Source organism: Streptomyces sp. NPDC029044, assembly GCF_040637495.1.
Classification (GTDB): domain Bacteria; phylum Actinomycetota; class Actinomycetes; order Streptomycetales; family Streptomycetaceae; genus Streptomyces.
On the sequence record NZ_JBEZWN010000001.1, the window covers coordinates 196,553 to 209,980 of the forward strand.

The following is a 13,428-nucleotide window of genomic DNA, read 5'->3' on the forward strand; positions in this document are numbered from 1 at the left end:
ACGATACTCCCCGGCCCGGATCCGGTTGGGCCCGATAGGCCGCAGACCGCGCGTCCTCAGAGTCGCCCTTGGACGGCCTGGCGATGGCGCGCCCGCGCCCCATGTCCCTCTCGCCTGGATGCGGCTGCGCTGCTGGGATGTGTTGAGGCGCTACCGACCCGTGTGCCGGTCGTGATGACCACGGCTCTTGCGTGCATGACAGATGAAGAGTGCCGGAGTTCGTGGTGTGACTAGGGCCTTCGTCCGGCACGCCGAGAGCACGCACCGGACACCGCGGGCACGCACAGCACTCTCGAAGCACCCCCTGGGACATCCAGAGCATTTCCCTACGCCAAGCGCCCTCTGAGAACGGAGGACTCATTCATCGAGGGTGCGGGCGAACTGGATTCCGTGACGGTTGAGGTGGCACCATCAGGGTCGACGAAAGCCGCGAGTGCGAGTCCGTGGCCGACGGCCCACAGCAGCAACTCGAAGGATGTGTCCATGCGGCTGGCTCTGAAGGCGTCGGACCCTGTGCGAACCCGGTCCCTGCGAAGGGTCCTCATCACACTTCTGGTTGCCGCTGTCGCCGCTGTCCTGGTGATCGGCTGGCTTGCGATTGCCAACGCGGTGAACCAGCCGGATCTCCGTATACGCGGCATCCCCCACGACGCCGTGCTGAACGCCGCCGAGCTCTCCGAGGCCACGCTCACGGTGGACGTCGTCGATCGCAGCGACGACGACTCTCTGGGCATTGAGGCGCTGCGCAATGTCGAGGTCAGGCTGAACGGCGAGATCGTCCCCACCCTGTGGGTCGGAGACCACAGGGTGCTCGATGTAGGGGCGTTGCGGGACGGGGAGTACGAGCTGACGGTGACCGCCGACCCGGGCCTGCTCTCGCGCGAGATCACTCTCAATCGCCGCTTCATCGTGGACACCACCCAGCCCTGACCTCAAGGTCCGGAAGCCTGCGTGCACTTCTGCCGGCCGATCCTCTCGTGACGGACGCACACACGGGCTGGAACACCGTGAACACGAGAGAACTGCGGAACAGTGTGTCTCCCCCACCATCCAACTGACGCGCCGTGAGCACGACTCACAACCGCCGACTGCCGAGCACGGACGAGGAGCGGAATCCTCACGGCACGGCTCCCATCGGTTCCGAAACGGCTGCGGCCTCGGTGGCGTCGGCAGGGACTCTCGCTTCGGTGCCAGCGCCCTGCCGCCTTACCGGTGGCGGCCATGAGCCGGGGGAACTCTGTTCCCTCCTTACGCCCAGAGCCCGTCTCAGTTCCGCAAGTTGATCTCCGGAACCATTGCCGACGGATCGGCATCATCCGGCACGGCCTCCGGGCCGTCCTTCTTTCCGTCGTAGGGCTCGGACTCCGCTTCAAAAGCGGAGTCCCGGAGGTGGCGCGGGCTCGCGGTGCGGGCCGAGCCGCGGCGCCGCCGCGATCGCGGCACTCAGTCCCGGGCCGCGCCCCAGGGCCGCATCGGCTCGTGCGGCCCTGGGCACGGACGCCCTGGAGGAGGCCACCCGTGTCCGGGGCCCGGGGCCCGTGGCCTGGGCCGTCGAATGGGGCGCCCGCGCTCTGGACACGGTCGTCCTGAAGGAGTCGGAGCGAACCGACCTGCCGGTCCAGGCGATACACCGCTCCTGCGAGGCACTGCTGCTGGAGATCCTGACCAGACTCTCCGGCCACGACTTCCAGCCCGATGTCACCGACACCTACCTGCAGATCGCGGCCTCCGCCGCCGAGCAGGCGGTTCCCCGTGCCCAGCCCTCGGCGCGGGCTTCGACACCGAGGCGAGCACACGCCTCCTCGTAGGTCTCCTCCATATCTGGAGGCAGAGAGGTCGGCCGGAGCACCACCACGCCCGCCAACCGCACCGGTGGGCGGTTCTCCTCGGGCAAACAGCCGTCGCCGGGAAAGGGGTAATGCCGGATCTCGCGTGCACTGCTCTTGCGAAACCCATTTGTGAACCGACTTGCTCCGCCGCTGTACTGACGTCCCACCGTGAGTCTGCCGCGTGACGGAGGTAGTAACTGTGACGGGTTATAACGCGCTTGCCGAGGTGTACGAGTGGCTCATCTCGGATGCAAAGCTGGCTCCGGCCGACTTCGCTGCGTCGTTCGATGACGTCCTCAGTCTCCTGCCGCCGAACGCTCACGTCCTCGATTGTTCGTGCGGAACGGGACAGTTGGTGGTCGGCCTCGCCGGTCTTGGCGTGCAGGTTGTCGCAACTGACGCCAGCGAAAGAATGGTTCGCCGGACTGCGGAGCTGGCTGAGGAATTCAAGGCATCTGTCCGGACCGTGCGGGCGGACTGGCAAGAGTTGCCCGACCACTTCGATGACGCCACCTTCGACATGGTGTTCTGCGTTGGCAACTCGCTGCACCATGCCGTGGGCGCGAGAGGCAGGGTTGCTGCTCTGACGTCGATGTCACGGCTTCTGCGCCCTGGCGGGCGCTTGGTGCTCACCTCCCGTACTTGGGAACTCGTGAGGGCCAGAGGTTCCCGGCTGGACATCGGTGACCGACTCGTCCGCCGGAACGGTCGCAATGCTGTCGTGGTCTACCGCTGGGAGATTGCGCCGCATTGGGAGGACGAGCACCACATCGAGATTGCGATCGCGCAAGTTGATGCGGCTGGGCCGGTTCTTGTCCGCTCGGAACGGCTGTCGTGCTGGCCGTACCGATATGACGAACTCGAAATCGAGTTGCAGCGGGTCGGACTTCGGACGGAAATGAGCACGTTCAACCCTGAGGCCGAGAACTACATGGTGGTGGCGAGCAAGGTTTAGACAACGGGCTCGCAGTCCCTGGCCGGACCGCGCGGTTTTCTGCGGCGTGCGCGGGTGAGGAGACGGTGGCGGACAGGACGACGAGCGCGGCCGCTCAGAGGCCCCAAGCTTCCCGAGCTGAGGTTCCGGCGAAATCCCCCTGCTGCCGTCCCCAAGGTGTTCTACCGTTCCACGCATGTCTCCGATCAGCCACGAGAACCCACTGACCTCCGAAGACGCCGAGGCGTTGCTTGCCATGCTCTCTTCCCGCGTCGAAGTGAAGCGAGGCATGAGCGAGCGGGAACTTGATCACGTCGAGGAGCGCTGGGGGTTCCGTTTCGCGCCGGAGCACCGAACGCTGTTGAGCGCAGGGCTGCCCACGGGGAGCCGTAGTTGGCCCGACTGGCGGGACGGCGACCCGGAGGACCTGGCGGAGCGGTTGGCCTGGCCGGTGGACGGGGTGCTGTTCGACGTGGAGCACAATGCTTTCTGGCATCCGGACTGGGAACCGCGGCCGGCGGGCACTCAGGATGCCCTGGACGTGGCACACGCCTACTTGGCCAAAGTCCCAGTGATGGTGCCGATCTACTCGCACCGGTACTTGCCGGCCGATCCAGACCGCACCGGTACGCCTGTGTTGTCGATGTACCAGACGGACATCATCTATTACGGCACCGATCTGGTCGACTACTTCCACCGCGAGTTCGGCCACCCTGTGCCGACGCCCGAAGGCCACCAGTACGCCGCGATCCCCTTCTGGTCCTACTTCCTGCACTGAGCGGCCCCCGGGTCGGGCTCGAGGGTTCGCGTGCCACAGTCGTGCCAGATGCAGGGCTAGCCATGGTCAACAGCGGGGACGAGCGGGGGCATCCGTGCCCGCCAGCTCAACCAAGAAGGCCCCAGGTCACCGGCCAAGCGCCCCAGCCTCTCTCCCCCGAAGTGGTTGTCCAGCGATCACCGCGATCCACACCCGCTGAAACTCCTCGGCCGGAATGACCTCCAGCAGATCCTCTTCAGGGTCGATCGCTTGGTCGGTCAGGCCGCCGTGCTGCCGGGGCACAACCCGCTACCGCTCCGACCTCGGGTTTCTCTCCCAGGGAGGGCTTCTGCTCGGCCTCGGACTCCTCGTCCGGGACCGATTGCGTGAGCGGACGGGAGTTGATCTCACGAATGTCTCCCGTCAGATCAGCTCTCGTTCGGCACGGGTTCCGGGTCAGGCTTCTCCGCGTCGGCGGGCTCTGGCTCCTTCGTGGGAGGGGTGTTCTCGGAGGTGGCGCAGGCGTTCGGAACGAGCCGCACCCCGACGGGTCCGGCGAACGCGCCATGAGCGACGCCGTCCTGCACGCGTTCAGGACACCGGTGTGGGCCGAAGGCCGGAGAACGCTGTGTGGCGCGGTTCCCGTCGCGGGTGCCGTGCCGCAAGGATGGCGGGTCATGACGATCGTGTTCCGGGTCCCGGCCGGCGGTGCGGAGCGGGTGGGGTTCGCCTATTCGCCGACGATGGAAGCCGTACTGAGTCTCCATGTGCTGGTGGAGCCCAAGCATCATCCCGTCCAGCACGGCTGGGTGCGTGCGATGCGCAAGCTGTCCCCGGCGCTGAAGCGGGAGATCGAGGCGTTCTCCTACGCGGTGCGCTCGTACTTCCCCGAGTTCCTCTTTCCGCAGCCGACCGGCGGACTGACGGACTTCGCCGACGAACTGGCCGGCCTGCGCGGGGAGGATCCGGAGCTGGTCCGGCTGGAGTTCGCCGTCCCCCTGCTCACGCCCTGGCCGGGCAGCGGCCAGGCAAGGGATCCGCGCGTGCTGGACGAACCGGAGGTACGCCGACTGTTGCGGGAGCGAGTCGCGCGGGAAAGCGACGCAGCGATGGCCGCGATGCTCCTCGACGACCCCCGCGCGCTGCTCGAACGGTTCCTGAGCATGCTGGAGCGCTACTGGCGGGAGGCCTTCGAGGAGGAATGGGCACGGCTCGAACCCGAACTCGCCGCCGGCGTCAGCGAGGCCGGACACCAGATCGAGCAGCGCGGCCTGTACGGGATGCTCCGCGGCCTCTGGCCGGAGGTGCGCAGCGATCCGCGCGCCGAACGCTTCTGGCTGGAGCGGCCGCACGACCACGAGGTCGCCATCGGCCCGGACGACACCCTCGTCCTCGCCCCCAGCGCCTATGTGTGGCCGCACGTACGCGTCAACTGCGACGGTCCGTGGCCCCTCGGGCTCGTCTTCCCCGTCTCCTCGATCGCCCGGGAAGCCCGCCCGAGGATTCCGCCGGCCAGGCTCGTCGGCACCCTCCGCGCGCTCGCCGACGACACCCGGCTGCGCGCGCTGCGACTGCTCGCCGAACGCCCTCGCAGCACCCAGGAGTTGGCCCCGCTCGTCGGCGTCAGCGAGGCCGCCCTGTCCAAGCACCTGCGCGTCCTGGCGGACGCGGGTCTCCTCGAACGCCGCCGCGAGGGCTATTACGTCCTGTACCGGCTCGCGCCCGGACGAGTGGCGAGCCTGACCCCCAGCCTGGAAAGTTTCCTGCACGACGGCGGCGACGGCGACGGCGAGCCGACTGATTAGCCATCTGCCTAATAAGTGGATCGGGCCCCCGACGGGACCCGACAGTGGCCGGCATGTCACTGCTGAAGGACCGCGACTTTCTGCTTCTCTTCGCCGGCCAGGGCATCTCACGCTTCGGTGACGGCCTGTACACCGCCGCGACCGCCTGGCTGGCCTGGTCACTGACGAAGGACCCGACGGCCGTCGCCCTGGTCAGCGTCTCCGCGTTCGCGCCCGCGTTCGTGGCCACCTTCGTCGTCGCCTCGTACGCCGACCGCCGCGACCGCCGGAAGCTGATGATCGCCACCGACCTGGCCCGGGTCGCCGTGGTGGCCGTGGCTTCGGTCCTGCTCTCCCTCGACCTGCTGAACCTGTCCCTGCTCGTGGTGACCACGGCGCTGTTGGCGCTGATCGGCGCCCCGTTCGCCCCGGCCCGCAACGCGATCGTCCCGCAGATCGTGCCGGAGGACCGCCTCCAGCAGGCCAACGGACTGCTGCAAGTCGCCTTCCGGGCTGCCTTCTTCGTCGGCCCGCTGATGCTCGCGCCGTTGCTGGCCTTCGGCTCACTGCAGTCGGTGCTGGTGGTGAACGGACTCACGTTCCTGGGGTCGGCGGCCGCCGTGGCCGCCATCCGCGTGACCCGCCCCGCCCCGGCCGGCGGTCAGACGGGACTGTGGTCCGATCTCGGCGCCGGGCTCAGGGCAGTGCGGGCCGCTCCCGACGTACTCGTGGTCATCGTGACCTTCGTGCTCGCCCTCGCCCTGACCAACGGTTTCCTGACCGTCGGGCTTGTCTCGGTCGTGGGAGAGGGCGGCCAGTACGGTCTGCTGCTCGGGGTCGCCGGCGTCGCCGAGGTGGTGGGCGCCCTGTTCCTGGCCGGCCTGCGCATCCGCAGACTCGCACTGGCCGCGGTGCTGGCGTGGGCCCTGCTCGGGATCTTCCGGGCTCCGCTGGGAACGGTCACCTCCCACGCGGTGGCGGCGGTTCTCCTGACGGCCACGGGGCTGGCCTCGGCCCTCACGGACATTCCCTTGATCGCACTGGTGCAGAAGCGCATACCGAGCCACCATCTGGCGAAGGCGCTCGGCCTGTGGGAGGCCGGGGTGGCGGGAGCCCTGGCGATCTCCCCCTTCGTGGCCTCGACCGCCATCAGCCTCGCCGGAGTCGAGAACGCCTTCCTGCTCTCGGGAGCCGCCGTCGTCGTCCTGGCCCTGACCGCCGCGCTCGCCCTCGCATGCGTCGGCGCCCGGCAGCCCGGTCAGGAACCCTTCGTCACGGCCGACGGCACGGCAAGTGTCGCGGCGCCGGAAGGGACAGCGGTGATCAAGATGGCGCCGAAGCGCAACTGTCCGCCCTGATCCGCATCGCCTGGGTTCATGAGGTACCGCTGTCGGACTTCGTCGAGTGAGGGGCCGCAGCCGAGGGTCAGGCCCGGGCGGTGACGACGAGCGTCCCCACACGGCGGGTCCCCGCCGGCGCGGTCAGGACGGTCGCTCGCACGCCGGTGTAGCCGTGCTCGGCCAGAAGGCGCTCCCAGGCGTCGGGCTCGTAGTCCCACCGCTGCACGACGAGCGGGTCCTCGTCGTCGCCGCGCAGGATGTACGAGGCCTGGCGGCCGTAGCAGCCTTCCACGGGAGGCCGCTGCGAGAACACCAGCCGGCCGCCGGGGCGGAGCCGCTCACGTACGGCGGGCAGTAGCCGGGCCGGGTCGGTGAACCACAGTGCCCCGTACACCGAGTAGACGGCGTCGAAGCTCTCGGTCGTGTCCCGCAGGAAGCTGACGGCCTCGGCTTGGTACAGCTCCGGGCCGGACTCGTACCCCCAGCGCTCGCGCGCAGCGCGCAACTGCACTGGGGAGACGTCGATGCCGACGGCTTGCATGCCGGTAGCGGCCAGGTGTGCGGCATTGCCGCCCTTGCCGCAGCCGATGTCCAGGGCGCGGCCCCCGGGCGGCAGTTCCAGGAGCTCAGCTCCAGGCCCGTGGTCGGGGTACTGGGTCCAGTTGAACCAGGTGGTGTCGCCGCGGGCGTTCACCGGCCGACGATCGGGCCGCTGCCGCGAGTAGGTGTCCCAGGCGATCGCCGTGTCTGTCACGTCCACCGACGACTACCGGCTCTGCTCAGCGGAAGGGCGTGAAGCCGGCGGACTGGTCGAGGTGGAACGCGGAGCCCGGAGTCGTCGGAGTCCACCCCATGCTGAGGGCGAGCTGAACTGCCGCGGCAACGCTGGAGGGCAGTACAGGGGCGGCGTCGCGACCGATCCAGTTGCTCGCATGCGGTTGGTCGGTGGTGACCACGAGCGTCCTGCCCGGCATCTCCGCATGCTCGACCGCGAACGTGCACGGCGACCAGGTCAAGCCCTGGGAGTAGGTAGGCCTGCCACGCAGGCGCCAGCGGTACGCCGTACCGTCGACAACGATCCGTCGTGATCCCTTGCGGGCCAAAGACATGACGCCTCCTTGAGCCGGGCTTCCTGAGGCAGGTTACCGTTCGACTTCTGAAGGAGTTCACCAGACCTCCGCAGCGTCGGCCCTATTCAGCGCTGACCAAATGCCATCACTCACAGAATCGTTTTTCCTGATCGCACTGGGTAATCCCTGTTGCCGGATGGCCTCAAGTGATCCCACTTGACAAAAATCGCGAAAATGTTCTATCTCCACTGCTTGTATTCAAAGAGACCGTCACCGTAATCTCCAAGCAGGCGAGGCAGCCCACCTGCCGAGCGACGCGAAGAGCGGTAGAGCAGGTGCCGGAGTTCCTCCTGGGGCTGAGCCGGACTTCGCGGGAAAGGAAACCCGCCTCGTGGACTGGAACTCCGCCACCCTGCTGGCTTTGGCCATCTTCGGCTTCGTGGCCCTGTGTGTCATGCTCGCGATCTCATTACTCCGCCAACTGCCAGAATTGTTCGAAGCCTGGCGTAAAGCAAAAGGCTCGTGGCGTGGAGCGCCGGAACCGCCGGCCTCAAATACTTCAACGAATCGCGACAGTGATGATTAGCGCCGCCAAGGCGAGAGCGAAAGGAAGGCAAGAGCGGCTCTGACGGCACCCGGCACCGGCCAGCACGGCCGGGATGGCGAACCCGCACGGCCGTCTCAGTCCCGTGCCACCCCGGCCAGGGACAGCTCCCAGTAGGCGGCGTACCGGCCCGCGCGGCGCAGCAGCTCCTCGTGGGTGCCCTGTTCGATGATCCGCCCGGCGTCCAGGAAGGCGACGTGGCCGGCCCGGTGCACGGTTCCCATGCGGTGCGCCACCATCACCACGGTCCGGCCCGCCATCAGCTCCTCGATGCCGGCGTGCACGGCCGCCTCGTTCACCGGGTCCAGGGCCGAAGTGACCTCGTCGAGCAGCACGATCGGCGCGTCCTTCAGCAGCGCGCGGGCGATGGAGACGCGCTGCCGTTCGCCGCCCGACAGCAGCGCCCCGCCCTCGCCCACCTCCGCCGACCAGCCGCCGGGCAGCCGTTCGATCACCTCGTCGAGACGGGCCGCGGCGGCCGCGGCCCGTACCTCGGCGTCGGTGGCGTCCGGGCGGCCGAGGCGCACGTTCTCCTCGATCGTGCCGTCGAAGAGGTAGACGTCCTGGAAGACGATGGCGATCCGCGCCATCAGCGCCGCGCTGTCCATCTCCCGTACGTCCACGCCGCCGATCCGCACCGCGCCCGCGTCGACGTCGTAGAAACGGGCGAGCAGGTGCAGCAGTGTCGTCTTGCCCGCGCCCGACGGTCCGACGACGGCCAGCCTCCCGCCCTCGGGTACGGACAGCGTCACCCCGTCGGCGATCACACGGTCTCCGTGCCGGAAGGTGACCGTGTCGAACTCGATGTCGTGGCCGGACGGTTCGCGCGGCGTGCGGGGTTCCGGCAGTGGCTCGGTGGTGAGGACGTCGTCGAGGCGGGAGAGTTCGGCGCGGGCGGCGCGGATGCCACCGCTCATCTCGGCGAGGGACAGCAGCGGGTCGGCGCAGCGGGCGGCGAGCACCAGGAGGGCGAGAACCTCGGCCGCGCCGATGTCCCCGCCGAGGGCGAGGTACGCGCCGAGTGCGAGCAGAGCGGTGAACGCCGCCTGCACGGTGACCGCGAGACCGAGCACACCCGGCAGTGCCGAGAGGGTGGAGCGACGCGAGGCGCGGCGCAGTTCCTCCAGGGAGTCGTCCAGCAGACCGAATCGCTCACCGGTGCGGCCGCCGGCGCGCAGCACCGGCTGGGCCTGGAGGTACTCGATGACGCGGCCGGTGGCGGCGCGCTCGCGCTCCACGCGCTCCGTGTCGGTCACCGTCGTCGCACGGGCCGTGCGGAGCTGGACCGCGGCCACCACGGGCACGGCGGCCAGAGCGGCGAGCCCCAGTTGCCAGTTGAAGGCGAGCATCACGGCGACGATCGTCAGCGGCGTCACACAGGCGGAGACGAACGGCGCCAGCAGGTGCGCGATCACGCTCATCGCCTGCAACACGCCCTGGCTCGCGAGGACGGACACCTCGCCGGTGCGGCCGGGCCGGTACCAGCCGATGGGCAACCGGGCGAGGTGGTCGCCGAGGCGCTCGTACATGCCGTGCAGCATCGTCGTGCCCACGCGGAAACCGGAGCGGTCGCTGACGTAGCGCAGCGTCGCGTAGAGCGCGACGGCCGCGCCGAAGGCGGCCAGCCAGGGCCGGGCGTTCTCGGGTGAGCTGCCGAGGAGCGCGCGCAGCACGGGTACCAGCAGGGCGTACGACAGCCCCTCGGCGAGGGCGGTGGCCGTCAGAGGGCGATGGTGCGGCGCACCGGCCCGGCGTACTCGTGGCCGAGCACGCGCAGCAGAGTGCTGATCATCGGGCCTCTTCCCCTTCCATGACGCCGGCACCGGCACAGGCACAGGCACCGGCACCGGCACCGGCACCGGCACCGGCGTGGATCTTCCAGAATTCGGCGAACGCGCCGTTTCTCGCCAGGAGTTCCTCGGTCGTGCCCCGCTCCACGATCCGGCCGTCGCGCAGCATCACGACGGTGTCGGCGTCGGCGATCGTCTCCAGGCGATGGGCGATGACCAGCGTCGTCCGTTTCTCCCGGGTCCGCGCCAGCGCCTCGCGCACCGCCTGCTCGGTCTGCGGGTCGGCGAAGGCGGTGGCCTCGTCGAGGACCAGGACGGGAGTGTCCGCGAGCAGGGCGCGGGCGATCGAGACGCGCTGCGCCTCGCCCCCGGAGAGGCGGGCGTCCTCGCCGATCACCGAGTCGTAGCCGCGGGGCAGTTCGAGGATGCGGTCGTGGATGCTCGCCCGGCGGGCGGCGCGGACGACGGCGTCGCGGTCGGCGTGCGGGACGGCGAGGGCGATGTTGTCCGCGACCGAGGCGCGCAGCAGCCGGACGTCCTGGAAGACGAAGGACACCCGCCGGTACAGCTCCTGGCTGCCCACCTCACGCAGGTCGACGCCACCGAGGAGCACGGAGCCGTGCGTCGGGTCGGAGAACCGTGGCAGCAGCTGCACCAGCGTTGACTTGCCGCTGCCGGACGGCCCGACCACGGCCGTGACCGTCCCCGGCTCCAGCACCAGGTCGATCCCGCGCAGCACCTCGCGCCCGGCCCCGGCAGCCTCGTACCCGAAGCGGACGTCCCTGATCTCCACCCGGTGTCCCTCGGGCGTCAGCGGCCGTGCGGGCTCGGGCAGCGAGGGCTCGGCGAGTACGTCCCGGATGCGGCCGACGGCGCGCCGCGCGGCCTGAAGGTCGTCGAAGCCGTGCCCGAGCGCGGCCACCGGGGCGGTCAGCCCGAGGCCGAGAAGCAGGAAGGGCAGCAGGTCCGCCGGGGCGAGCCCGCCCCCGGTGATCCGGTACGCGCCGCCGGCCAGCACCGCCAGCATGACGAACGGCGGCGACAACGCCACCTGCATCCCGGCGGCGATCCCGGAGAGGCCGCGCACCATCCGGTAGAAGCTCCGGGTGAAGTCGTCCACCGCGGTACGGAACGTGCCGTGCGCCCGCTCCGATCCGCCGAAGGCCTTCACCACCGCGATGCCCTGCACGAACTCGACCACCGACGCCGAGATCCGCCCCATCGCGGCGTCGAACTCCTGCTGCTCGCGCAGCCGCGCGGGGGTCATCATCAGCGGCACCAGCGCGACCGCCAGCAGCACGGGGATCAGGGTGATCAGCGTCAGCCGCCAGTCCACGGTGAGGAGGTAGCCGAGCGAGACGAGCGGCACCACGAAGGCGGAGACCAGCTCGCCCGGCGTGTGGGCGATGAGCGGGTGCACGGCGCTGACGTCCTCGCCCACCAGCTTCGCCAGCTCCCCGTTGCGGCGCCGCGCGAGCCGGCCGATCGGCACCCGCCCGAGCCGCGCGGCGAGTTGCCGGCGCAGTGCCAGCTGCACGCGGGTGTCGAGGAGGTGCCCGACGCCGGACGAGGCGGCCGTGAACAGCAGTCGTACGAGCAGCCCCGCGGCACCCGCGATCACGACGTCGCGGACGTGCCCGTCGTCGGCCGGCCCCGGCGCGAGCAGCGTACGGCCGAGCTCGGCGACCGCGAGGAGCGGCGCCAGGCCGGCGACGGCGCCGATGACCTGGAGGACGACGACGGCGGCGAAGCCGCCCGCGTACGGGCGCAACAGACGGGACACGCCCGGTGGTGGCGGCGCGGTGGTTCCGGTGGAGGTCATGCGCTCACCTTCGCCGCGGCTGCCGTCCGCCGGATTGGAGAAATGTTCCGTCCGGCGGGCCGCCCGTAGCATGGACGTATGGCAACTGCCGTGCGCGAGAGTGCCGTTACCCCCGTGTGGGAGGTCACGCGACCGGCCCGGCGCAGCCGCGTGCCCGGCGTCGTCCTGGCGGGGCTGCGCGACCGCGGCCCGGCTCCGGTCGACCACCGGCTCGACCCGCACCCCGTGCTGACGCTGGCGCTGGCCTGCGGTGAGGCGGCGCTCGGCATCGACGAGCCGACGGGCCGGCAGCACCGCGGCAGCCTGGTCACCGGGCTCGGGTTCGGCGTCGGCGAGGCGGCGCGGGTGCGGGCCGCGAACGTCGAGTGGGTGCAGGTGCGCCTGTCCCCCGCCATCGCGCGCGCCGTACTGGGCGTGGGCCCTGCCGAGCTGGAGCGCTCCGTGGTGGCCCTGGACGACCTGTGGGGAGAGCGGCGGGCAGCGCGGCTGCGCGAGCGGCTGGCCCGTGCCGCGTCTTGGGAGGAACGGTTCGCGCTCGTCGAAGCGTGCCTCGCCCGGCTGACTGCCGCGGGGCCCGCCATCGAGCCGGAGCTGGCCTGGGCCTGGGACCGTATCGTCGCCGGGCACGGCCAGGTGCGGGTCGAGGGGCTGGCCGGCGAGCTGGGCTGGAGCCGCAAGCGCCTGTGGTCCCGCTTCCACGCGCAGCTCGGCCTGCCGCCCAAGCGGGCCGTGCGGCTCGTCCGCTTCGACCGGGCCGCCACCCGTCTGGCCGGGGGCCAGGCGGCGGCCGGGGTCGCGGCCGACTGCGGTTACGCCGACCAGTCACATCTGCACCGGGACGTCGTGACGTTCACCGGTGTGACCCCCGCGACCGTGGCCGGCCAGTCGCTCGTCGCGCCGGCCGACATGGCGTGGGTGGACCACGTGCCGCGCCTCCCGGCACGCTGGGGCAATGCCCCGGCCCCGGGCGGAGTACGGATGCACGGTCCCGCCACCGGCGTTGCCCACGCGTCGAGTTGAGGACTGCCGACGCACGCGGACTTCCTATGCTCTGAGCATGTCATCACCCCGTGTCACGCCGAACCGGCCTTCCAGGGATGCACCGCGAAGCGGCCGGGCCTCGTCCGTGCTGGACTGGGTGATCACTGGATCGTCCTGGTGTTGGGTGGCTTCTCCCCTGGTACTGCTGACTCCTGCGGTCGCCTTTGCCCTGGGCTTTCCGAAGGTACGGGATGAGTTCGGCGTGATCTTCGGGTCGGTCGCCTTGATCAGCGCGGTGGCGGCGCCACTCGTGGGGCTCGTGACATCACTCGTCGCTCGCCGGCAGCGGGCTCGCCGACGCTTCATCGTCATGGGAGCGGTGTCGAGCGTGCCGGTCCTCTTCTTCCTGGTCTTCGGCGTGCTGTACACCGAGTGTCCCGACGGTCAGCACTGCTAGGCCGTCCCTCGGCGGCACGCTTCGGGCGCGCTGCGCCTCGCACCGCGCCGGGCGGCGCTG

At 70.2% G+C, this 13,428-nt stretch carries 12 protein-coding genes and 1 pseudogene; 9 read left to right on the top strand and 4 right to left on the bottom strand.

Annotation, left to right across the window (positions count from 1 at the left end; genetic code table 11):
- Window positions 1–483 precede the first annotated feature (483 nt).
- The 6 genes from AB0E85_RS00935 (at window position 484) to AB0E85_RS00960 (ending at window position 6,662) form a co-directional block, all read left to right on the top strand.
- Complete coding sequence (locus AB0E85_RS00935) at window positions 484–930, top strand: hypothetical protein (RefSeq protein WP_361921095.1); 447 nt, start codon at window positions 484–486, stop codon at window positions 928–930.
- A 608-nt stretch (window positions 931–1,538) separates the two neighbouring features.
- Complete coding sequence (locus AB0E85_RS00940; protein WP_361921097.1) at window positions 1,539–1,808, top strand: hypothetical protein; 270 nt, start codon at window positions 1,539–1,541, stop codon at window positions 1,806–1,808.
- 220 nt (window positions 1,809–2,028) lie between these two features.
- A complete protein-coding gene (locus AB0E85_RS00945; protein WP_361921099.1) occupies window positions 2,029–2,784 on the top strand; it encodes a class I SAM-dependent methyltransferase in 756 nt (251 codons plus the stop codon).
- A 175-nt stretch (window positions 2,785–2,959) separates the two neighbouring features.
- Window positions 2,960–3,541, top strand: a complete 582-nt coding sequence (locus AB0E85_RS00950) for a hypothetical protein (protein WP_361921101.1) — start codon at window positions 2,960–2,962, stop codon at window positions 3,539–3,541.
- A gap of 656 nt (window positions 3,542–4,197) precedes the next feature.
- Entirely contained in the window at window positions 4,198–5,325 is a 1,128-nt protein-coding gene (locus AB0E85_RS00955) for a DUF5937 family protein (protein WP_361921103.1), read from the top strand.
- A gap of 53 nt (window positions 5,326–5,378) precedes the next feature.
- The gene (locus AB0E85_RS00960; protein ID WP_361921105.1) at window positions 5,379–6,662 is read left to right on the top strand and encodes an MFS transporter; all 1,284 of its coding nucleotides are present in this window, start codon (window positions 5,379–5,381) and stop codon (window positions 6,660–6,662) included.
- 67 nt (window positions 6,663–6,729) lie between these two features.
- Here the strand turns inward: AB0E85_RS00960 and AB0E85_RS00965 are convergent, their stop codons facing one another.
- Entirely contained in the window at window positions 6,730–7,404 is a 675-nt protein-coding gene (locus AB0E85_RS00965; RefSeq protein WP_361921107.1) for a class I SAM-dependent methyltransferase, read from the bottom strand.
- Between the two features lie 19 nt (window positions 7,405–7,423).
- A complete protein-coding gene (locus AB0E85_RS00970) occupies window positions 7,424–7,753 on the bottom strand; it encodes a hypothetical protein (RefSeq protein ID WP_361921109.1) in 330 nt (109 codons plus the stop codon).
- A gap of 352 nt (window positions 7,754–8,105) precedes the next feature.
- Between AB0E85_RS00970 and AB0E85_RS00975 the strand changes: the two genes are divergently transcribed.
- Entirely contained in the window at window positions 8,106–8,300 is a 195-nt protein-coding gene (locus AB0E85_RS00975) for a hypothetical protein (protein ID WP_361921110.1), read from the top strand.
- A gap of 95 nt (window positions 8,301–8,395) precedes the next feature.
- Here AB0E85_RS00975 and AB0E85_RS00980 read toward each other — a convergent pair.
- Window positions 8,396–10,110 (bottom strand): annotated as a pseudogene (locus AB0E85_RS00980) (ABC transporter ATP-binding protein).
- Window positions 10,107–11,930, bottom strand: coding sequence for an ABC transporter ATP-binding protein (locus AB0E85_RS00985; protein WP_361921112.1), 1,824 nt, complete (start codon window positions 11,928–11,930; stop codon window positions 10,107–10,109). Before AB0E85_RS00985 ends, AB0E85_RS00980 begins: the two are co-directional and overlap by 4 nt.
- Window positions 11,931–12,008: 78 nt before the next feature.
- Between AB0E85_RS00985 and AB0E85_RS00990 the strand changes: the two genes are divergently transcribed.
- On the top strand, window positions 12,009–12,950 hold the full coding sequence (locus AB0E85_RS00990; protein WP_361921114.1) for a helix-turn-helix domain-containing protein: 942 nt from the start codon (window positions 12,009–12,011) through the stop codon (window positions 12,948–12,950).
- A gap of 145 nt (window positions 12,951–13,095) precedes the next feature.
- Window positions 13,096–13,368 carry a hypothetical protein gene (locus tag AB0E85_RS00995; RefSeq protein ID WP_361921116.1) on the top strand — a complete coding sequence of 91 codons (273 nt, stop codon included), beginning with the start codon at window positions 13,096–13,098 and terminating at the stop codon, window positions 13,366–13,368.
- The last annotated feature ends 60 nt before the right edge of the window (window positions 13,369–13,428 follow it).

What these genes read in the sequence shown, in the direction of transcription:
- AB0E85_RS00950 (WP_361921101.1), top strand. Translation starts at nt 2,960, where the DNA reads ATGTCTCCGATCAGCCACGAGAACCCACTGACCTCCGAAGACGCCGAG.
- AB0E85_RS00955 (WP_361921103.1), top strand. Translation starts at nt 4,198, where the DNA reads ATGACGATCGTGTTCCGGGTCCCGGCCGGCGGTGCGGAGCGGGTGGGG.
- AB0E85_RS00985 (WP_361921112.1), bottom strand. Translation starts at nt 11,930, where the DNA reads ATGACCTCCACCGGAACCACCGCGCCGCCACCACCGGGCGTGTCCCGT.
- AB0E85_RS00990 (WP_361921114.1), top strand. Translation starts at nt 12,009, where the DNA reads ATGGCAACTGCCGTGCGCGAGAGTGCCGTTACCCCCGTGTGGGAGGTC.
- AB0E85_RS00935 (WP_361921095.1), top strand. Translation starts at nt 484, where the DNA reads ATGCGGCTGGCTCTGAAGGCGTCGGACCCTGTGCGAACCCGGTCCCTG.
- AB0E85_RS00970 (WP_361921109.1), bottom strand. Translation starts at nt 7,753, where the DNA reads ATGTCTTTGGCCCGCAAGGGATCACGACGGATCGTTGTCGACGGTACG.
- AB0E85_RS00960 (WP_361921105.1), top strand. Translation starts at nt 5,379, where the DNA reads ATGTCACTGCTGAAGGACCGCGACTTTCTGCTTCTCTTCGCCGGCCAG.